The sequence below is a fragment of the Methanosarcina mazei S-6 genome (genome assembly GCF_000970205.1).
GTDB classification, from domain to species: Archaea; Halobacteriota; Methanosarcinia; order Methanosarcinales; family Methanosarcinaceae; genus Methanosarcina; species Methanosarcina mazei.
This window is the reverse complement of record NZ_CP009512.1, coordinates 3,973,231-3,993,257: the sequence shown is the minus strand read 5'-3', so window position 1 is coordinate 3,993,257 and position 20,027 is coordinate 3,973,231. Positions and strand designations below refer to the sequence as shown.

At 43.7% G+C, this 20,027-nt stretch carries 18 protein-coding genes and 1 pseudogene; 6 read left to right on the top strand and 13 right to left on the bottom strand.

Annotated features, from left to right (window positions below; genetic code table 11):
- Positions 1-24: 24 nt before the first annotated feature.
- From MSMAS_RS19115 to mtbA, 3 genes and pseudogenes are all read right to left on the bottom strand, one after another.
- Positions 25-1,401, bottom strand: a pseudogene (locus MSMAS_RS19115) (monomethylamine:corrinoid methyltransferase).
- Between the two features lie 19 nt (positions 1,402-1,420).
- Positions 1,421-2,077 carry a methyltransferase cognate corrinoid protein gene (locus tag MSMAS_RS17160; protein ID WP_048041216.1) on the bottom strand — a complete coding sequence of 219 codons (657 nt, stop codon included), beginning with the start codon at positions 2,075-2,077 and terminating at the stop codon, positions 1,421-1,423.
- Positions 2,078-3,028: 951 nt separating this feature from the next.
- Complete coding sequence (gene mtbA, locus MSMAS_RS17155) at positions 3,029-4,048, bottom strand: methylcobamide:CoM methyltransferase MtbA (RefSeq protein ID WP_011033385.1); 1,020 nt, start codon at positions 4,046-4,048, stop codon at positions 3,029-3,031.
- Positions 4,049-4,495: 447 nt separating this feature from the next.
- On the opposite strand from mtbA, the gene MSMAS_RS17150 reads away from it, so the two are divergent.
- Positions 4,496-6,118 carry a methylamine methyltransferase corrinoid protein reductive activase gene (locus tag MSMAS_RS17150; protein WP_048046859.1) on the top strand — a complete coding sequence of 541 codons (1,623 nt, stop codon included), beginning with the start codon at positions 4,496-4,498 and terminating at the stop codon, positions 6,116-6,118.
- Between the two features lie 373 nt (positions 6,119-6,491).
- Positions 6,492-7,001: an inorganic diphosphatase gene (locus tag MSMAS_RS17145; protein WP_011033387.1), complete on the top strand. Its 510-nt coding sequence runs from the start codon at positions 6,492-6,494 to the stop codon at positions 6,999-7,001.
- 140 nt (positions 7,002-7,141) lie between these two features.
- Here the strand turns inward: MSMAS_RS17145 and pylD are convergent, their stop codons facing one another.
- From pylD to pylS, 4 genes are all read right to left on the bottom strand, one after another.
- Positions 7,142-7,936: a 3-methylornithyl-N6-L-lysine dehydrogenase PylD gene (pylD, locus tag MSMAS_RS17140; protein WP_011033388.1), complete on the bottom strand. Its 795-nt coding sequence runs from the start codon at positions 7,934-7,936 to the stop codon at positions 7,142-7,144.
- A 37-nt stretch (positions 7,937-7,973) separates the two neighbouring features.
- A complete protein-coding gene (pylC, locus tag MSMAS_RS17135) occupies positions 7,974-9,089 on the bottom strand; it encodes a 3-methylornithine--L-lysine ligase PylC (RefSeq protein WP_011033389.1) in 1,116 nt (371 codons plus the stop codon).
- Positions 9,067-10,116, bottom strand: coding sequence for a methylornithine synthase PylB (gene pylB, locus MSMAS_RS17130; protein WP_011033390.1), 1,050 nt, complete (start codon positions 10,114-10,116; stop codon positions 9,067-9,069). The genes pylC and pylB overlap by 23 nt, the downstream gene beginning before the upstream one ends.
- A gap of 233 nt (positions 10,117-10,349) precedes the next feature.
- Complete coding sequence (gene pylS / locus MSMAS_RS17125; RefSeq protein WP_011033391.1) at positions 10,350-11,714, bottom strand: pyrrolysine--tRNA(Pyl) ligase; 1,365 nt, start codon at positions 11,712-11,714, stop codon at positions 10,350-10,352.
- 78 nt (positions 11,715-11,792) lie between these two features.
- Between pylS and MSMAS_RS17120 the strand changes: the two genes are divergently transcribed.
- Positions 11,793-12,020 carry a hypothetical protein gene (locus MSMAS_RS17120; protein ID WP_011033392.1) on the top strand — a complete coding sequence of 76 codons (228 nt, stop codon included), beginning with the start codon at positions 11,793-11,795 and terminating at the stop codon, positions 12,018-12,020.
- Between the two features lie 283 nt (positions 12,021-12,303).
- On the opposite strand, the gene MSMAS_RS17115 is transcribed toward MSMAS_RS17120, so the two are convergent.
- The gene (locus MSMAS_RS17115; protein WP_011033393.1) at positions 12,304-13,044 is read right to left on the bottom strand and encodes a prenyltransferase/squalene oxidase repeat-containing protein; all 741 of its coding nucleotides are present in this window, start codon (positions 13,042-13,044) and stop codon (positions 12,304-12,306) included.
- A gap of 469 nt (positions 13,045-13,513) precedes the next feature.
- Between MSMAS_RS17115 and MSMAS_RS17110 the strand changes: the two genes are divergently transcribed.
- From MSMAS_RS17110 to MSMAS_RS17100, 3 genes are all read left to right on the top strand, one after another.
- Positions 13,514-14,008 (top strand): DUF134 domain-containing protein, encoded by a 495-nt coding sequence (locus MSMAS_RS17110; RefSeq protein WP_048046011.1) that lies wholly within the window; start codon positions 13,514-13,516, stop codon positions 14,006-14,008.
- A 165-nt stretch (positions 14,009-14,173) separates the two neighbouring features.
- A complete protein-coding gene (locus MSMAS_RS17105) occupies positions 14,174-14,566 on the top strand; it encodes a DUF5320 domain-containing protein (protein WP_011033395.1) in 393 nt (130 codons plus the stop codon).
- 187 nt (positions 14,567-14,753) lie between these two features.
- A complete protein-coding gene (locus MSMAS_RS17100; RefSeq protein WP_011033396.1) occupies positions 14,754-15,734 on the top strand; it encodes a radical SAM protein in 981 nt (326 codons plus the stop codon).
- Positions 15,735-15,789: 55 nt separating this feature from the next.
- On the opposite strand, the gene MSMAS_RS17095 is transcribed toward MSMAS_RS17100, so the two are convergent.
- From MSMAS_RS17095 to MSMAS_RS17070, 5 genes are all read right to left on the bottom strand, one after another.
- Positions 15,790-16,227 (bottom strand): universal stress protein, encoded by a 438-nt coding sequence (locus tag MSMAS_RS17095; RefSeq protein ID WP_011033397.1) that lies wholly within the window; start codon positions 16,225-16,227, stop codon positions 15,790-15,792.
- A 46-nt stretch (positions 16,228-16,273) separates the two neighbouring features.
- Positions 16,274-17,245, bottom strand: a complete 972-nt coding sequence (locus MSMAS_RS19880; protein WP_011033398.1) for a universal stress protein — start codon at positions 17,243-17,245, stop codon at positions 16,274-16,276.
- Positions 17,246-17,550: 305 nt separating this feature from the next.
- The gene (locus tag MSMAS_RS17080) at positions 17,551-18,003 is read right to left on the bottom strand and encodes a universal stress protein (protein ID WP_048046857.1); all 453 of its coding nucleotides are present in this window, start codon (positions 18,001-18,003) and stop codon (positions 17,551-17,553) included.
- Positions 18,004-18,120: 117 nt separating this feature from the next.
- A complete protein-coding gene (locus MSMAS_RS17075) occupies positions 18,121-18,615 on the bottom strand; it encodes a universal stress protein (protein WP_011033402.1) in 495 nt (164 codons plus the stop codon).
- A gap of 697 nt (positions 18,616-19,312) precedes the next feature.
- Positions 19,313-19,990 (bottom strand): TfuA-related McrA-glycine thioamidation protein, encoded by a 678-nt coding sequence (locus MSMAS_RS17070; RefSeq protein ID WP_011033403.1) that lies wholly within the window; start codon positions 19,988-19,990, stop codon positions 19,313-19,315.
- Between the last annotated feature and the right edge of the window lie 37 nt (positions 19,991-20,027).

Sequence of the window (20,027 nt, the reverse complement as noted above, 5' to 3'; positions counted from 1 at the left end):
TATTATTTCAGGCCTAAATTCGGCTTAGAATACAAGTCCCAGGTCTTCGAGCTTCTTCCTTGCTCCGTCATATACCTGCATGTATTCTTCAGTTGGGGTAATTGTCTTTACGTCGTAGCATTCCTGGAAAGTCTTTCCTGCTGGTGCAGTTGCGTAATTCTTCTCATAAAGCGGCACAAGAGCATTGAGGACCTTGTTAACTTCTGAGATTTCCATACCTGCAGTTGCCCTTGCTACTTCTCCCATCATCCTTGCTTCCATACCTGTTGTCTTGTCAGTCACTACACCCTTTGCGGATGCAACACCTGAAAGTATTTCCCTTCCAGATGCCGTGTCTGTAATAGACTGTGCTGAAGCTTCGAGGAGACACATCTCAGTACACGGACCTGCGCACGGGTAGTACTGGTTTCCTGAGAGCATATCCGTAAACTCTGAAATAGTTGCACATGCCCATCCTGCAATGGTCAGGGTTTCCCTTGTGTTGGTCGATCCCCAGCGGATGTGGACAGGCCCGTCAAGGTGCCAGCTTGCACTGCTCATAACAAAAGCGTTGATGTGTGTTGCAATGTCAACAATTGTTGTTTCTTCAATGCCGCCTGCGTATCCTCCGAAGATCGGCATCTGTTCGTCCATGATAATGTCGCTGTTTCCTTTGTAGTGTGCGATTACTGCAATGGCATCAAGGTCGATCTTGAGTTCGTTGAGCTGTGACACTTCGTGGCTGTCTGATGAGATCTGGCCTCCCATGCAGTCAGAGGATATATTTCCCTGAGCTGACAGGGAAGTCTCTGGTCCCTATATGCCCATTCCCGGGCGTCCTGCCATAGCGCATGCCTGCTTTATAAGGCGTGTTTCTGTCTTTGCTGCGAGGACTTCGTAGGGGCTTCCTGGAATCGGAGCTTTTCCACGTACTGATGTCATTACACCGTCTACAATTGTGTCCACTTCTCTCTCAAGAGCGTAGCTCATGTGTACTGGCATGAAAACTTCTTCAGAGATTGGAGACCCGGTAGGACCGCCCTGAACGATTGGCTTCCTCTTGTCGCCAACACTTCTCTTCCTTACGTTTACTGCATCCCTGCCAGTACCGAGTGTGAATTCTTTCTGGACGTTGTTGATTGCGTCCCAGATTTCGTCTTCGGTATACTTTACGATCCTGTGAGTGTCCGTACAGTAGATACCACACTCAAGGAGCATCTCAAATCCTGCCTGGAAGAGCTTCTCCATCATGTCCTTGTCTGTTGGGACAAACTCTCCTTTGAAGTCAAGCCCGTACTTCTGCTTGAGCTCCATTGCTTTCATAGGGATCTTCATAAGGTCCCAGTCGTCCTGGGTGCACTTCTCTCCTACTTTTGCCCTGTCGTAGAAGTCGTAGCAATCAAATGATTTTCTGAATGTCATGTGCTTTTGCCTCCCAGGTTTATTTCATAATGTTAAGTGCAACTTTTGCAGCTTCTGCAGCATTTTCTGCGGTTGCGTCCGCACCGATTTCATCAATCCATTTGTCGGATACAGGTGCTCCTCCGAACATGCATTTTACGCTGTCCCTGAGGTTTTCTTCCCTGAGCCTGTCCATGAGGTCTTTCTGGCCGAGCATGGAGGTGGTCATAAGGGCTGAGCCAACAAGAATGATTTTCTGTCCCTTGCGCTTTGCAGCCTCTTCAATAACAGTCTCGTTAAGGACGTCTACTCCAAGGTCAAGGATATCAAACCCGTTTGCTCCGAGCATGGTTGTAACAAGGCGGTGACCGATATCGTGGATGTCTCCTTCTGCAACAAAGGTGATTGCAAGCCCGGTTCCTTCCTCTCCTTCTACTTTGGTCTTCTCAAGCTCGGGGGTAAGGATTTCCATTGCGCTGCTCATGGCTTTTCCGGACATCATGATCTGAGGCAGAAAGATCTCTGCAGCTTCGAACTTGTCACCGATAATCTTCATTCCTGGGGAAAGGCCCTTTGTGATAATGTCAAGAGGGGAAATTCCTGCATCCAGGGCTTCTTGAGTCAGCTTTGCGCAGCCTGCGATGTCCTGAGTTACGATCGCATTGGTTAACTTGTCAAAAATCTCTTGGTTTGCCATTTTTACTAAACCTCCGTTTCTGTCGAAAACGGCTTTTCTTTGCAGTATCGTTGGGCAGTACAATGTACGCAGAGCTTCAATAGACAATAGATTGCAAAGGTTTATGCTGGACACAAGCCCAAGCTCCGCTAAGTAAAAAAGCGTTCGCATGGGGTTCTTTGTTTATGTGCAGGTCCTGCGCTTTCATTCAGCCATTTAACGCGGGAAAGCCTTCACAGTATTCTGGATTGTCTATATCGGAAATTATCCACTGCCATTTGCCATTTCTTACCCGGATTTCGGGTTCTTGTGAATAATTTCTTTTCTCCTAACATTGCTACCGGGGAATCTTGCTGGAGACTGCAATTTATTTCCCAGTCGAATTAGCACTCATATCCCAAATTTCCCAACAGTAAGCCTGCTGGAACTGCCTGGAATTGTCCTGAATATTCAGAGTCAATTCCTAAAAAGAAAATAGAAATCATACTATATAAACGAACACTATATTTCATTATTATATATTATAACAAATAATTTGAAATGCTGATTTTTCAGATTGTGTCGCCTAAAAATTGTATTTTTTCCTCTCTTCTTTTCCAGAAATGCCCACATCATGGCTGACGAGAGAAAAATATATATATTGGATGTTGAAATTTTCCTGACTTTCTTAAATACAAAGCATCTTTGGCTTTCAAATCCATTTATCTATATTTTATTTTAAAGGAAAATATTAAATACTGGATCCAATCCCCCCAATTGAACTGTAGAGGAAGAGAGCAGACCCTGTGGAAAAATCATGGACTGACAGGTAAAATATCATTTTTTCAGGTAATGTGATTTTTTCAGATTGAGTTCAGGAAAACAGGTTAAATCAGGAAAATTATCGAAAAATTGAAACTAAAAATAAGCCGGCTTGAAGCCGGCATTTTGGTTTAAAGTTTTCAGGATTTGAAATATCTGGCGGTACGTCTCTCAGTACCTGTAATTTTTAGCGCACTCAACCATTTTCTGAAGGTTGGCACTGGGTGTCATGCTTACAATCCCGCAACCAACTGTAAGTATTCCGACACCTGCATCGAGCACCTTCTTTGAGGCTGCCTCAACATCCTCAGGAGTTCCATTCCAGAGTACGGCTACAGGGTCGAGGTTTCCGACGATAATAGCATTTTCCACATTGCCTGTTGCGGTCTTGATATCCACTCTCTGGTCCACACTGATAGCATTTACTCCTGTCCTGTCCATAATTGCAAGGCCATTGGTTGTGTTTCCGCAGATATGGAGGACTGTAGCGACATCGAGCTCCTTCATGGCGTCAACGATCTTTTTCTGGTAGGGAAGGGCATATTTCTCATAGAACTCCCCGCCGATGAGCTCATAGCTTGCTGTGGGGTCGATAATGGCTATTGTGTCTGCTCCGTTCTCAACCATTGCTTTTGCATATGCTATGTTGAAGTCTGCGCAGAAGTCCAGAAGTGCAGGGACAATGTCCTCGCCTGTGAAAAGGTTTCCAAACCAGGCATCTCCGTTGATGTGCTGGGCAAGGGAGAAAGGACCTATCATGGACCCGATAACAGGAAGTTCTTTTCCATACTTTTCTGAAAGGATCTTTACAGCTTTCAGGATTGTGCCTATTCTGCCTGTATCCAGGCTGTAATTTTTGATCTTATCCAGATCTTCGAGGTTCTTTACGCTGTGCTTTATAACAGACGGCTGCTGCTTCAGGTCGCCAGCCTTTATCCCGCAGCCAAAAAGTTCTGCTTCAGCCGTAATGTCAAAAGGAACCCTTACTGCCTCAAAACCAATTACTGTATGTCCAGCTTCCGCAAGTTTTGCCATTTTCTCTGCGTCCGCATGGGCTTCAGGCCAGAAGGCTCCTGAGGCTTCCATCTGTTCGACGGTTCCGGTCTGTGTGAAACAAACAGCAGGCATTCTGTCCACTGGCTGTTTTCTAAGTGCACGGTATAATCTTTCTTTTGGTGTATATTCTGTCATCTATAATCCCTCTCTAAGTTCTATAGACAGCCCTAATTTCAAAAACCCATACTATAAATAAATATGTATTATTATTCCTTAATTAAAGATTTTATTATAAAAAGTCACTAATTATTCATTCGGAAACGGTTGAAAATCCGCTTAAAACAAGCAAAGTTGTTTTACAAACATTTTTCTGGGGAAACTTTAATGTATATAAAGGCCCGGCGTTTAACTAAGGTTAATTTCTCCAGAGTCTTATTATGTCTGAATTCTTCTCCCGGTTTAAACAATAGTAGATTTAAGGAAAATCGAGAGGACTAACTTATATACTGCATAAGTTATAAAAATATTGTATCCTTTTCCCTTTGTTGAATTAGAATAAGTAACTCACCATATCCGATTCTTTTGCGGGGCAGTCCATGGTGCCGGGATGCCTCGATACCATATTTCCGGAGGATGTAAAAAATGTACGGAATTGCACTTGACCTGGGTACCAGCGGTTTTAGAGCCCAGCTTATCGACCTTGAAACAGATGAGACCTTAAAAACAGTTATTACCATGGGTCACCCCCTGCCAGGAGGAAATGTTATGGACCACCTGGACTTTGCTATCACAACAGGGGAAGACGTGGCTCATGGAGTGATTATTGAAACCATCAGGAGGATGTTCCTGAAATTTGATGCAGACCTTTCAAAAGTGGAAAGGCTCGCAGTCTGCGGAAACCCTATCCAGCTTTCTCTTTTTCAGAACATCGAAATAAGGGACCTTGCATATGCCGGAGAAAACAAACAGAAAATGCTCGGAGTCCAGAATGTAACACGAGATTCCCGTGTATTTCCGGCTTCGGACATTTTCGGGGATGATTTTTTTCGCGGCTGTGAAATCATCGTACCCCCGGCAATCAAACATGAGATAGGAGCTGATGCCCTTGCCATGATGCTGGAAACCGATTTTCTGATCCAGACCGAACCTGCACTGGTGACGGATTATGGAACAAATGCGGAAATGGCTCTCAAAGTTGGCGACAGGATAATAACTGCAAGTGCTGCGGCAGGTCCTGCGATCGAGGGGCAGGGCATAAGTTCGGGAATGCTTGCAAGCCCCGGGGCAATCTGTGACGTAAAGCCTGAAGGCGAATACTGGAAAGTCATGGTCCTCGATAATGAGATGGAAAAACAGGACGCTTACCTTATTGACCCTGTAACCGGCGAAATGAAAGAAACGAACGGATATGAAGCTGCAGGCATCACAGGGACGGGAGTAATCTCGGCTTTTGCCCTGGCTCTGAGAAGCGGGCTGGTTGAAAAGCCTCCAAAACTCCCCAATGGGAAACTGATTCTGGGCCCCGGGATTGAAATTACTGAAAAGGATGTCGAAGAAGCCGGAAAAGCAATAGGTGCGATCCGTGCCGCTCACATGACTCTCATAGTGGAGTCCGGAATTAAATACGAAGATCTTGAATACGCATACATGTCAGGGGCATCAGGAGCTTATGTAGACGCCGAAGATGCCCGCAGGCTTGGTGCAGTTCCGGGTTATGCAAAAAAAATAGTCCAGTTCGGAAACACCTCTCTCGCCCTTGCGCGGGAACTTGTGCTTGACAAGTCCAGGCTTGATGATGTCATCAAAATCGCAAAAAAGATCACTGCTGACCACCTGATGATGGCAACAAGCAATACTTTCAACAACTTCTATCTGTGTGAACTCTCTTACTGGACAATGGGAATGCCTCTTGAAATGTACAACCAGATGCTTGAACTCTACGGGCTCCCCAAACTCCCTGAAACTCTTGAACACGTTAGTATAGAAAAACGGGTAAGTAAGGATATAGAGCAGGTAGGAGTCGGCGGTCTTGCCCTCCTGAAAGAAATAGGCATTATCCTTGAAGTCCCCGTAGAGAAATGTATCTACTGCCAGAAATGCATGGAAGAATGCCCTGAAAACGCTCTGGAAATCACCGAGACCGATGGGATAAGAACCGCAAAATACGACAGCCAGAAATGCCTTGGAACAAGCTGCCGCCGCTGTGTCAGTGTCTGCCCCGAAAATGCAATTGACATAACAAAACTGAGAATCAAAGCAAAATAAGACCTGTGGGACTTATTATTTCCCACTTTTTTTGCCCTCAACCAGTCCTCTTGAGCGAAGCGAAAAGGACCGCGTACTCCCGATGCGCAATTCGGGGCGAAAAGGACCGCGTACTCCCGATGCGCAATTCGGGGCGAAAAGGACGATGGTCTTTCACTATATCTTTAAAATTTAATATTCATTATCTCTCTGGTCCCATGTCAATGATTTATATATTTTGTTTCTATTCGTAGAAGCGTTATTATCTGGAAATTATCCGGAAATTGCCAGAGAACCCTCTCAAAATATTTATTAATCTTCAAGCGAAAAGTTTAGAGGCAAAAATAAAATTAAGTCGATTTTGGGATGCGTTCAACAGGCAGGAAGTATTGACATGACTGAAAGACAGGTTGAATGTGTACTTATAGAAATTCCTCAAGGAAGTCGGAATAAGTATGAGTATGATAAGGAAAGGAAAGTCATTAGATTCGACAGAATGCTTTTTTCGTCAATCGTATACCCATGTGATTACGGCTTTTTCCCGGATACCCTGGCACTTGACGGTGACCCTCTGGATGCCATGGTATTGATGTGGGAGCCTACATTTCCTGGATGTGTAATAGATGTACATCCCGTTGCAATGCTTGATATGGAAGATGATAAGGGAAGAGATGAAAAGATACTCTGTGTCCCTCAGAGAGACCCACTATGGAACTATATCAAAACAATTGAACAGGTTCCTCCACATTTACTGAAAGAAATTACACATTTCTTTGAAACTTATAAAAATTTGGAACGAAAAGACGTGGTGGTTTACGGGTGGAGAGATCTGGAAACAGCACGCAAGGTAATCCAGGAAGCTAAGGATCGATATACTGAACAAAAAAAATTATCTAATCAGTGAAGAACTACAGTTTTTATTCCTGATTCGACGTTATTTCACACCACCAGTTCACAACAGAGGGGCGAGCTGCCCCCTGCTCTGTGTTATTCTACATTTTTTTCTCTGGTTCATCCCTGTTCAGGATATTGATTTTCTCCTGTTTAGAGTACAGAATACAGCATTGATGCTGTACCTATCCCCAGTGGTTCCATTACAAGTTCAACTCCACACTTTTTTTGCAGCTCCTTTGAGATTGCACAGGGTATCCCAGGGGTAGAAATCACACAGTTTTCCGAAATTACGGATTCCGGAATCGTGTCTGCACAGGGGGTTGCTTCGAAAATAATGGAAAACTTCCTTTGCCTGTCGCCTTCGGGGCTGACGGGATTGAAAGGTATAATTCCGAGGCTGGAAACGCTTTTTTCTAGAAGGGTTCTGTCAGCATCATATCCGTAAACCTTGAAGCCTTTCTGTACGAGATGGGCTGCTCCCGGAAATCCAACCTTCCCAAGACCCACGGCAAGCACTTCTTTGGAATCGGCTTTCAGGTATCTTGAAGCTATTTCAGCATAAATTATGCCTGTACACGGCTGGTTATTGGCGATTTTTCCATTTTTCAGGTTGTGGGCAAGGAAGGTATTATCATCTGCCATAAGTATGATCCGGGCTCCGTTCTTTACTGCCTCATAATATCCGCTGACGTCAGGCATATCAGTAATAAAACTGTCAAACCCGAAATACCCGGCAATTGCATTCAGGGATTCGGAAAAGCTCCCTATGATCCCGTTCCCTGAGGTCACAGGCACGATACCTACTTTTTCACAGCATGGAGTTGTGCCGTAGAAATCTTTACAGATACCTTTTATATCAAGCCCTGTAACTCTGCGGACAGTAGAATCAGCTTCTTGAAGCTGTTTGTTAATATTTTCCAGGTCTTCTGGGGTTAAAAGTGCCATTTTTTTACCTCTTTTTATTCTAAAAATTCTTCCTGCTTTATGCAGCAGCTCCGAAACGGCTTTTTAGAATCGAAAGCCCTTTGTTTTTTCTAGCTTCAGCTTCTTCCCTGTCTCTGCCCCAGAAAACCAGGGTGAATACAGGGTTCTCTCCTTTGCACAGGAAAATCTCTATTCCAGGTTCTTCATAATAATTGCCGTAATCATTTCCCATGGACAGGACCTGTTCTCCCACAGGGATAAGTACTCCATTTTCTGCAAGCATGAGATGTTCGTAAATGCAGTACCTGTCTTCAGGGAGAGTTTTGATCTCTTCTATGCCTCCATTAAAAGCCCGGAACAGGAGTTCTATGAGGTTGATCCCGGAAGAATAATAGACCGCAGTCGGAGTCTGGCTCGGGAAACGGGCATCTATCTCAATAACTTTTAACCCCAGGGGGCCGGAAATCGCTTCCACGTCCATAATTCCTTTTAAGGGCAGGTTTGCTGCAAGGGAGTAGGATAGTTCCCTGAAGGAAGGGTCTAGAGGGAGAGGGGTCACCATATGGCAGTCATAGGTGTCATCGATATGTACAAGGGTTTCCTTTACCACAGCAAAATTATTTCCATCCCCTATGACCTCAAGTGAGACCACTTCCCCTTCAACGTATTCTTCTATGAGCATCCCGGGCTCAAGCTCTTTAAGCTCTTTCCTGTCATGGATTATTCTCGCTCCCACACTGCTGCTTTCGCAGGGAGGCTTTACAAAATAAGGTGGTTCCGACGGTTTGTCCTGAGGGGTCGGGGTTCCTATGGATGCGAAGTATTCTTTTGATTTTCTCTTATCCCTGCTGATCCTGTAAGCTTCAAAATCGAAAAGTACCGGGCAGGAGAATTTTTCTTTTATAGAATTCAGAAATTCTATACATTCAAGGTTTTCATTTACCGGCAGTATGGCATCAACATTTTTTGATATCGCGACGAGTTTTTCCGGCTCTTCCGTTATGTTAAAACACTGGAACTCATCCGCATAATTCCTTATAAGCGCCTGCGGGTTTTTGTCTATTACAAGCACTTTCATTCCGGCTTTCTTAGATAGGTATGCAGCCTCGAAGCCCTGCAGCTTCCCGCCTATAAGGCATATTGTTTTCAGGCTAGCACCCCAGGACTCTCTCAAACTCAGCCTGCGGCGCAGGTTCCATTCCCATAACCTTCAGCCTTTTGACAACGCTTGTAACGTCCCTGTCCCTCTCTTCCATGCCGCGGTCGTAATTGGCAACCCCTTCCAGGCGTGAATCTGGGAGGATGGAGGTTACAATATTTGCTCCGGCATTTAAACGGTGCACCATGCCGTCTATGCCTTCAAGGTCAAGAGAAGCCGGTATCAGGCATTCAGGAAACATGAGCCTGAGAATCGCTATGATTTTCAGCTCCGAAAGCTTTGAACTATCGCTGAAACCTTCAAGCGGAGTTCCTTCCTGAGGCAGAAAAGTCATTACCCTTACCATATCAGGATTGTTTGCTTTCATCCCCTTCAGGGATATAAGAGTTGATTCGATATCATTTCCTACGCCGGTAAGAATGCCGTCTTCTATACAGTACCCCTGTTCTTTTGCAAACCTGCGGGCATTAAACCTTCCTTCGAAGGACTGACCTACCCTTAGCTTTCCATAAAGTTCGCGGTCATAAGTCTCCTGATAAAGGGCAAAGAAATTTGCTCCTTCTTCCCTGGCTTTCAGGAGGGTGCTGTCATCCATAACTCCCGGAGAAATCATTATTGGAAGCCCGAGTTCTTCTTTTACTGTCCTGACAAGTTCAACGAAGCGGTCAGGGTCATCATAGTAATAGGGATCCTCTCCCATTGTCAGGTCGATCATGTGAAAGCCTGCACCTTTCAGGGCTTTGCACATCTCTTTAACCTCTTCACCGGTCAGGCGGTAGCGGTTAATTTCGTTTTTACAGTTATAGTAGCAAAAAGAGCACTGGTTTTTACAATAAGTTGAGAAATAAATAAAACAGTTAAGAAACACCCTGTTGCCGAAATAATAGTTTCTGACCTTTCTAGCTACATAGTAAAGCTTTTCCAGCTCTTCTTCGAATTCAAGAGAAAGAAGAGCCCTGAGGTCATCATCAGACAATTTAAAACCTTCAATAATTTTCTCCCCGAACCTGTCAAGTTCTTCGGTTGCCATTTTCTGGATCAAACTTTCACCCTCTCATAGATTTAAAATTTTTTATCCTTACAACCTTACTTTCAAATTCCTTTCGCGTCAGCCCCATCCGGATCTTTTTGCCATTTTAAGTCCCGGAATTAAGGTCTTTGATTATTTCCAGTTATATCATCATTTATCGCCATTTTCGCCGTTTTGGTACTTTTCTTCTGATACTTCCAGCTTTTCAGAGAATCTTTAGATGTGTCTTACATGGTCCAGGATTATTACAGGTTGGTAGAAATCCCGTTATAGTAAGACTCGGACCTTGCAGCTCTCTTGATATTTTTAAAGTCGTGTTTAACCTTTAGAAGGCGTTCGAGCCCGAAACCTGCCCCTATCCAGGGTTTATCAATACCCCATTCCCGGTCAAGCGGTATGGGTCCGACTACTGCAGAGGAAAGTTCCAGGTCTCCGTGCATTACATCAAGGGTATCCCCATAGACCATGCAGGAATCGCCTACGATCTTGAAATCAATTCCCAGGTGGTTCAGGAAGTCCGTAATTATGCTTTCAAGATTTTCCCGTGTGCATCCCGATCCCATCTGGCAGAAGTTCAGCATGGTAAACTCTTCGAGGTGTTCTTTGCCGTCGGACTCTTTTCTGTAGCATGGGCCTATTTCAAAAATTTTTATTGGATCAGGCAGGGCCCTGTCAAGCTTGCGCAGGTAGTTGTAAAGGTTTGGAGCAAGCATGGGTCTCAGGCAGAAGTTCTTGTCAACCCTGAAGATCTGTTTTGAAAGTTCGGTATCATTATCAATGCCCATCCTTTCGATATACTCAAGAGGGATCAGGATCGGGGATTTTATTTCCAGAAAACCCCTGTCCACAAAGAACCTGGTAATTTCACGCTCGAGTTTCCCCAGATAATTCTCCCTTTCTTCCGCGTAGATCTGCTGCAGGTCTTTTTTTCTGCGAGAGAGCAATTCGGACTCAAGCTCCCTGAAAGGCTTGCCGGAATTCAGGGAAATCTCATCTTTTGGGTTTAACAGGACTTCAAGCCTGTCAGTCTGGCTCTTCGTAAGTGCGGGGGCACTTGCCTGAACAGGGGCAGACATGGATGTAATGGGGTTCGTATTCCCTTTTACCAGTGCGGATGCAGTTGCTCCTGTAGAAATGCTTGATATTGATGTTGAAACAGATGCCGGGACAGAAACTGACTCTTGGGTGGAAACCGGTATCGCAGGTGAAAATTTAGATCCAGAAGGTTGAGCCTGTGCCGCTTCTGTATTCTCAAGAGGTTTCGGGGCTCTCGCAACGGATTTTGGCATTGCCTTTTTCGTTCTGGTAGGGGCAGAAACGACCTTGACTTTTACGCTTGTCTGGTCTTCGTTTGCCTTTGTGAGGAACTTATTGAGATCCTCATCCGAAACCCTGCAGCGTTTGCAGGTCTTCCTGTATTTGTGGTGCCTGAGCGCTCTTGCAGTCCTGCTGCTCCTGGAGTTGTTTACAACAAGGTGGTCTCCGCATGCCATTTCAATATAGATTTTGCTTCGAGAGACTTCGTGGTGTTTTATTTTATGAATTGTTCCGGTCCTGGACATCCAGAGCCCGGTTGCAGATATCAGAGTGTTTAGTGGTTTTTTATCCATAGTGTTACCCCTCGGTGAACTAAAACCCGGATAATTTCCAAGAACAGTATTCAGAACCCCGGCTTACAGAACATAAGCGTGGAGCCAGCAATTGCTGACAGCTACCCGGAAAAGAGGTGGATACCCCAGGAGATAAAAACAGTTTATAGACTCTGGAAAACCCTTCCTGATTCTATAAAAAATCTCAGTGGAATGTTATGCAAGTGCCATTCCGGGATTCAGAAACGTGGCGGAAACCCCGGGAATCTAACCCGGCTGAACGGATTTAGAGTCCATTCGATCTACATGATCAGGTTTCCTCCTTGATAAAATAGAATAATGATCCCTTGGTTGTTTTTTTCTCTATAGCAATCTTAATTGATATGATAAAATGATATTATTTAGTATATATGTTTATTGGTAAAAACTTACCAAAATTTCCTCTTTCAATTTATAGTTTTTGGAAAACAGTTTCACGCCGGCAGATATTTATAAAAATTTAACCGTGAAGCCATTTTACAGGTTCTCTTGAAAAATTCGGATGAAGGAGGCGAATAAAATCTCCGGATAAAAAATAAAATGGACAGAAAAATAAATCAAGTTTTCCTGTTCAAGTCTTTTCATACATCCCGAGCGTGCTCAGGGTAAGGGCTGTCGCATTTATGTCGTCTTCTTTGTTTCCCCAGGCTCCACTTTCACGGACTTTTCCAAGAAGCCAGTGGATAGAGATTTCAAGTTCTTTTTTGAAGCCAGCAAGGATAAGTGCCTGAATTGCCAGATTGCTTGTAGAGATATGTTCCCAGCCTCCGTCCTGCCCTCTTTTTGAAAGAACCCATTCAGCCCTTTCGCGGATAAATTTTTCAAAGTCCCTGTTTCCTGTCAGTTTCTCCTGTTTTTTAAGGGCTGAGATAATAAGGGATGTTGTGCCTGCCTGTTCCCATGCGGGACCGTAATTTTCATACAGCCAGTTACAGCCTTCAATGTCAGGAACCTCCATATCAGCAAGGGCTCCAAGGCTATAAGCAGTATCGTAGACATCTTCGTTCCACGAGCTTCCTTTTTTTCTGGAAAGAAGCCACTTCTCCGATGCCCTGAATACGATCCCTTCAGTCGAAAGGGCTGAACATGCTCTTGCCGTATCCCGTATTGAAGAATCCCAGGAATCACATTCTTTTTTAAGGATCAGGCGGGTAACATACGGGTTTTTGAGCCCCCATAACGCATGAGCCGTCACTGTGCTTGCAAGTTCCTTTACTGGTTCAATTTGCCGGGAAGAAAGCCATGAGAAGCCATTTTTTACGATATCGAGTTCCAGATTGCTTAACATTTTACGGTGCTTTTCAGGCTTCATCTATTAATACCTGACCTCATGATTTTTTGATTCTGTTTCTTGCCTATCTTATTAGAAGAAGACACCGGGGTAAATTATATGTATTATTTTTGCATAATAATGCATAATAGTACATCCGGAGAAAGACGGTAAATTTTGAACACCAGCTGAGACATTTCAGATCTGAAAATCTAGAAGAGAGTTCCCCTTCCGGACAGCCCGCAAAGACGGCGAACTTAAACTATGAGTTCAGTTTTCTGGAAAATCTGTCCCGACTGAGGCTGAAGCCTTTATGGGTGTTTATCAGCCTGCTTTCAAAGTACACTTAAAAGAGCACCTGGAAAAAGTTGCTTACATCTCTATGATCTGGGTTTTATGTGTTTTTATGTGTCTTAACTGGCATGTCTCGCTTTTTTCTTTCGAAGCTCATTTTAAGCTGAAGCCTGAATGGATGGAAAACTATATATATTTTGCATTATTATGCATTACTATGCGCCCCAGAAAAAGACGAATGGTGGATTTCGAACATCCGGAAAGGCAATTCAGGCCTTTCAGTCCCGAAAGTGAAATTTCCGAAGAGATTTTGTTGACTATCGACGAACTCGAGGCCATGAGGCTCAGCTTTCTGGAAAACCTTTCCCAGACCGAGGCTGCGGCTCGTATGGAGATTCACCAGTCCACTTTTCAGAGGGCTCTGAAAAAAGCACTTGAAAAAGTAACTGATGCGCTTGTACATGGAAAAGCGATCAGAATTGAAGGAGGAGATTATAGAATGCCAAGAGGAGACAGAACAGGTCCTGCAGGGCAGGGTCCGGCTGGCGGCGGAAGAGGTCGCGGGCAGGGAAAAGGTCGGGGAGGCCGGTTCGGCGGACCCGAAGGAAACTGCATATGTACCGCCTGCGGATATGAAACTCCCCATACTCCGGGAGTCAGCTGCAGCCAGGTGAAGTGTGAGAAATGCGGAAGCCCTATGGTCAGGAAATGAATTAAAAGGTGGTCTGGAAAATAGAGTGGGAGAAAGGCACAGACATTGTTTTTCTGTTGCTCTATTTTAAATCGTTTTCAGAATCATTTAAAGATTTTTACCAGACAACCACGACTTGCTAAATATTTATGGTATATTAACATTACAATGAAAGGAGTTGAAATAATGCCAAGAGGAGACAGAACAGGTCCGATGGGACAGGGATCAAAGACAGGACGGGCTATGGGACACTGCTCAGGCAGTGACAGTCCGGGTTATACTACAGGAGGTCAGGCGGGTACAGGCCGGATGTTTAGCCGTGGAGCCGGCGGACGCAGTATGGGACGAGGAACAGGCCGTGGTTTCCGGTGCAGGAAAAATTCTGGTCTCGAAAGAGGTAGAGGCTTTTTTTCCAGGAATGAACACCCGGGATACTATTATCCAGAAACTTCTCAGTCCAGCACGGAATCAAATATCGAATTCTTTGAGAACAGGATCAGGGCTCTGAAACAGGAATTTGAGGCGTTTATAGAAAGTTTGAAAACCCAGCAGCCCCCGAAAATTGATGAAAAGAAATAAATCAATGTATAAATTCAGGAATGAGTTCATTAACTCGATGGTTACCGGTGGGTTCTGAATTCATAAATGAGTTTGAAAAAATGAATTTCGGACTGGAAAATGGAAGGGTTTCCTGCTGATTTGCCGCTATTCTCTTTCCAGATTTTCTGATTTTTGGGCCCAGATTTTTTTGAAAGGAAGAGTAAAAATGAAATCAAGAATCGTTTACGGACCAATTCTTTCCAGAAGGCTTGGCAGGTCCCTGGGAATAGATGTAATAAAGAACACAGGTTCGAAAAAAAACTGTAATTATGACTGCATTTACTGCCAGCTCGGACACGTTGAGTTAAAACTCGGGAGTCCTGAAGATGTTAAAGAAGCAGTAACCCCGAAAGAAGTCTCTGAAAGCTTCGAGAAGTTCTATAAAGATGTTGAGGGACTTGACTATATCACTTTTTCAGGGACCTGCGAACCTTCTCTTAACCTTTCTCTGGGGGAGATGATCCAGAGTATAAGGGAAATAAGCGGAGTTCCTGTCTGTGTGATAACGAATTCTTCCCTTATGGGAAGAGAGGATGTACGGAAGAATCTGTCTCAGGCAGACCTGGTTGTTGCTACCCTTGTTTCAGGAATCGAAAAAACCTGGAGAAAGATACACAGACCTGCTCCCTGCATAAATTTTCAGGAAATAATTGAGGGCTTAAGGGAACTTGCAAAAGCCGGTGATGGAAAAAAGCTTGCACTTGAGGTTATGTTTCTTGAGAGTGAAACAGGGGAGCCTCTGAACAGCACTGATGAAGAGGTCGATTGCCTGATAAAAACAATCAGGTACATATGCCCTGATGAGATCGAAGTCCTGACTATCAGCCGCCCTCCTGCAGAAAAATGGGTAAAACCGGTATCAGAGGAAAGGTTAAGGGAAATTGCTGACCGCTTTATATCAGAGTTTGGAGCTGAAAAAGTAAGGCTGGTTTTAAAGGGCAAAAAGAAAAAGGCAAAAGTTTTACACCGGGACCTGGAAGAGGAAGTCTATGCCCTTCTCCTCAGGAGGCCCTGTACCTTTGAACAGACATGGCAGGGACTGAGCATAGACCCTGAAAGTCTCCGCCCTGTCCTCGAAAAATTGCTTGCTGAAGGCAAAATAGAGGAAATAGGTTCCAAAAACAGCGTGTATTACAGGGCAAAATGAATTAAATATGGAAACAAAAAAGGAAATTTTTCCATTAAGAAAATTTATCTATTTTTCAGGGGCAGGGAGAGCGTACGACCAGCACTTCCGCTTTTGAATTTCTTATAACTTTTTCCGTAACACCTCCAAGGAGGAACCGGTCAATTCCGGTTTTTCCCTGTGTCCCCATGACAATCATATCAATATCATTTTTTTCTGCAAATTCCAGAAGTTCCTGAGCAGGATACCCCTGAAGAAGGACAGGATTTACCTTTACATTTATTTTTTTTCCCAGTTCCTCTATCTCGGCAACGGCTTCACTTCCCTCTTTTCCTATCTCCCAGTCATAACTTTCAGGCATAATCGGAGAACAGCAGGAAATTCCGGCGATATATACGGCATATACCTCAGCGCCGGTACACCTTGCAATCTCAAGCCCTGAACAGGCTGCACTTTTTGAGTTTTCCGAACCGTCTGTTGCAAGTAGAATTTTCCTGTAAGGATTTCGTTTCATAAAATATCCCCTGAGACAACTCTTCTTGATTTCAGGCCCCGGCTTTTCACTGTTCTTTCTCGCCCGCGACGGGGGTCAGGACTTCTTCACTCTTTTGGCAACGGCGGAAAAGCTCGACAAATTCATAGATATCGTGTACTATCAGTACCGGGACTTTTGCGTTCCTTAAGACTTTTGAAGATACGCTTCCAATCGCGAACTGTTCATATCCGCTTTTTCCAAGCGAGCCCACGACGATCATGTCAACTTTTTGCTCTTCTGCAAAGTCCACAATTTCTTCAGCCGGATTCCCTTCGAGTACTGCGGATTCAACTTTCACTCCGGCAGCATTTGCCTTTTCCTCAACATAAGATACTGCTTCACGACCAATTTTCTTAAATTGCTCATACGCATTTTCTGCCCACGCTTCCTCCATTAAGTCATTAAAAATTGGATCGATGACATGTACGGCATAGACTTTTGCCCCATTTAACTTTGCAATTTCTATCCCGAAATCCACTGCTTTTTCAGTAGCTTTTGAGCAGTCGGCAGCTATCAAAATTTGTTTTTGTGGTTTTATTTCTTTTTGTTCCCTGACAACCAGTACAGGGATTTTTGCACGCCTTACAACTTTTTCGGATACACTTCCAAGCATAAAACGCTTGATTCCACTTTTTCCAAGCGAGCCTACGACGATCATGTCGACTCTCTGCTCTTCTGCAAAATCCACAATTTCTTCAGCTGGATTTCCTTTAAGCACTATGGATTCGACTTTCATTCCAGCAGCTGTTGCCTTTTTCTCAACGTAAGAGGTTGCTTTATGCCCTATTTCCTCAAGCCGCTCTATTTTTTTAAACTTCTTCTCGTCAACTGGAACTGAGCCATAAGAACCTGTATCAATGACATATACAGCATAGACCTTTGCTCCCTCAAATCTCAAAGTCTCTATCCCGAAATCTGCTGCTTTTTCAGAGGCTTCTGAACCGTCCGTAGCTATCAGAATTTTTTGTGGTTTGAATTTTTCATTACTCCCTTCCATATTTATCCCCCTCATATTCTGGATTTATTATTGCACAGATACCAAAACTCATCTTATTGTTACCAATTTATGTTCTTTAACCTCGTGATTGGTGACTTAGCGCCTATCCGAAAAGTGGTTACCTGCTGTAACTTTTATAATATACAGTATGCAAAACCGTAAGGGTACTTTGATATTATATACTATAACTTTTCAGCGTGCATTGCTTACTTTTCGGATAGGCTCTTAATTACCCTTACAATAAGATCCGGAAAAAAAATTTGAATTTTGGAATCTGCATCTATATATCTCAGACTTTCATCTTTTTAAAGGCTCTTTTCACGTACGACAAGTACCGGAACTTTTGCGTTCCTTACAACTTTTTCAGATACGCTCCCAAGCAGAAAGCGTTCAGCATCTGTTTTCCCAAGCGAGCCTACGACAATCATATCAATGTCCTGCTTTTCCGCAAAATCCAGTATTTTTTCAGCCGGATGCCCTTCCCGGATTACGAACTCCACATCAATGCCCGCTGCTTTTGCAGCCTCTTCGACCGTTGCTGTCATTTCAAGCCCAAAAGCCTTAAACTGTTCTTCCATTGCCGTTTTCAATTTAGGGTTCCATTTTTCGGCTGGATAACATGTGTTATCAATAACATAAAGAGCGTAGACTTTCCCCTGGCTCAGCCTTGCAATTTCTATTCCTGCGTTTATTGCCTGCGCCCCGTTCTCCGAACCGTCAGTAGCAATCAGGATCTTTTTGTAAAGATCTCTCCCCATACCCCTCTTCCTCCCGGTTTACCCCAAATTAAACCGATTATTTAATTAAGCAACCTGATCCTGAACAGATTTTTCTGAAAAGAATCAGGCTGCCTCTTTTATCTGTTCAGGTTCCTATTATGCCTGTATCAATTTTTTGTCTCTTTTGTGCTTTTCCCGGACAACCAGAACCGGGACTTTTGAGTGCCTTACAATTTTTTCAGACACGCTTCCGAGCACAACGCGCTCATATCCGCCTTTTCCAAGCGAACCGACTATGATCATATCTATATTGTTGTCCTCTGCAAAACTTATAATCTTTTCAGCCGGATGTCCTTTGAGCACCCTGGTTTCGACTTCGACTCCGGCAGCTTTTCCAATTTTCTCTATATAAGCGGTTGCTTCATACCCAGCTTTCTCGAATTCATCAAGAGTTTCTTTTGACCAGATTTTATCCAGTGAAACTGAGCGGTAGGGTGTTACATCAATAACATACAGGGCAAATACTTTTGCCCCGCTGCACCCAACCATTTCTATCCCGAAATCTGCGGCTTCGTTTGCGGTCTCTGAACCGTCGGTAGCGATCAGTATCTGTCTTCGCGGTCTGGATTTCATCTCAATGTTTCCTTCCATGCTTACTCCTCATGTTCTTGATTTATTGTTTCTAAATTTGTGCTCCTGTATCCCGGATTTTCATCCTCTTTACAGGCCTATGTTTTTTCCCAGTAATTTCAGAGCCACAGGTCACGATCAGAATTCTTCAAGCTTACTCTCTATGCTCTGACTACCGCATTTTATTCCCTATCTGATTATTGATGTGTTCATATTAATAATTTTCATCTAATTTCTTAAGGAAAGAAGAAGCGTCTATAACGGTAAAAAGTATATGTCTAAGAATATAATAAATAAAGTGTAGAACCTAATAAATAAAGTGTAGAACCTAATAAATAAAGTGTAGAATAGACGTTGAGATAATTGAAGAAGAAAAAGGTTTAAATGAAGAAAAAGGTTTAAATATTACTCTTAAAAAATCTATTTTTATTATTTCTTTTGCTTTTAAGATTGCCTATGCAGTTAAACACGAGTTTTAGACATTTAGGGAGTTATCGCTATTGATTTCTCTTTAAACTGCGTAATGTCTGATAGGGCAAAAGTGCCAGATCATCAAAGTACCAGACATCGGAGAAATCTTCAGGAAGGGATTTTTGTTATTGCCACTCTGCTCATATCTGTGACAACCTTACAGCTCTATTCCTCCACAAGGTAACCGGGATCTGGAAGGGTAAACTGCTAATTTGAGGACGCTAATTTGGGGAGACTTTAGCAGGTTTTAAACCTCAGTCTCTTCGACAAGCCTTTTTACAGTCTCAATCACAAGAACTGCATCCCGTTTTTTTACATCGACTTCACTGTTAATGCAAAAATCAAGTAGTAGTTTCCTTTTTTCTTCAGAGATGAGACCTTTTTTAGCCCCTTCTTTCGTAAGCCCGAGATAACTGCGGTCAGGGTAATAGGTACTGATTGCAAGCTCAAGAATATCCTCATATTCTTTTTCGCTTAAAATTCCGGCACCCAGAGCAGCTTTAAGGGTCTCCCTTATGTTTACCAGCGGCACGGAAATGGGTTCAAAGGTTTCAGGGTTGGTACTGATGGCAACCTCGTCATCAGATTCAATTACACCGTCCCTGTACCATTCATAGACCTTTCCTACGCCGATCATCCCATGTGTATCAAGTTCAGAAGCCCTGAGTGCCCCCATGCTTGCACCACCCACAACCCTCACTCCTGCGTTAAGGGCAGAAATTATTTCTCTGTGCCCTACTGCAGCCCGGTCAAAGAAAATTCCATCTATAATTCCCATGACCTTATACCCCTGCTGGATAAATTTTTCAAGCTGGAACCTGCGCACAGGGGGCTGGTAATTAGCCAGGAGAATTTTTTTTGCGTCCTCATGGCTTATGCTGTTTCCGGTAAAAATGACTGCTTTTTCTTTCATTTCATTTTCCACAGCTTTATTTTCTTTTCAGGGATTTATGTTCTTTCTT

Coding starts and splice junctions, on each gene's coding strand:
- MSMAS_RS17160 (WP_048041216.1), bottom strand. CDS start 2,077: ATGGCAAACCAAGAGATTTTTGACAAGTTAACCAATGCGATCGTAACT.
- MSMAS_RS17150 (WP_048046859.1), top strand. CDS start 4,496: ATGTACGGAATTGCACTTGACCTGGGTACCAGCGGTTTTAGAGCCCAG.
- pylD (WP_011033388.1), bottom strand. CDS start 7,936: ATGGCACTTTTAACCCCAGAAGACCTGGAAAATATTAACAAACAGCTT.
- MSMAS_RS17100 (WP_011033396.1), top strand. CDS start 14,754: ATGAAATCAAGAATCGTTTACGGACCAATTCTTTCCAGAAGGCTTGGC.
- MSMAS_RS17105 (WP_011033395.1), top strand. CDS start 14,174: ATGCCAAGAGGAGACAGAACAGGTCCGATGGGACAGGGATCAAAGACA.
- MSMAS_RS17115 (WP_011033393.1), bottom strand. CDS start 13,044: ATGAAGCCTGAAAAGCACCGTAAAATGTTAAGCAATCTGGAACTCGAT.
- MSMAS_RS19880 (WP_011033398.1), bottom strand. CDS start 17,245: ATGGAAGGGAGTAATGAAAAATTCAAACCACAAAAAATTCTGATAGCT.
- MSMAS_RS17075 (WP_011033402.1), bottom strand. CDS start 18,615: ATGGAAGGAAACATTGAGATGAAATCCAGACCGCGAAGACAGATACTG.
- MSMAS_RS17110 (WP_048046011.1), top strand. CDS start 13,514: ATGCGCCCCAGAAAAAGACGAATGGTGGATTTCGAACATCCGGAAAGG.
- mtbA (WP_011033385.1), bottom strand. CDS start 4,048: ATGACAGAATATACACCAAAAGAAAGATTATACCGTGCACTTAGAAAA.
- pylS (WP_011033391.1), bottom strand. CDS start 11,714: ATGGATAAAAAACCACTAAACACTCTGATATCTGCAACCGGGCTCTGG.
- MSMAS_RS17080 (WP_048046857.1), bottom strand. CDS start 18,003: ATGGGGAGAGATCTTTACAAAAAGATCCTGATTGCTACTGACGGTTCG.
- MSMAS_RS17095 (WP_011033397.1), bottom strand. CDS start 16,227: ATGAAACGAAATCCTTACAGGAAAATTCTACTTGCAACAGACGGTTCG.
- MSMAS_RS17145 (WP_011033387.1), top strand. CDS start 6,492: ATGACTGAAAGACAGGTTGAATGTGTACTTATAGAAATTCCTCAAGGA.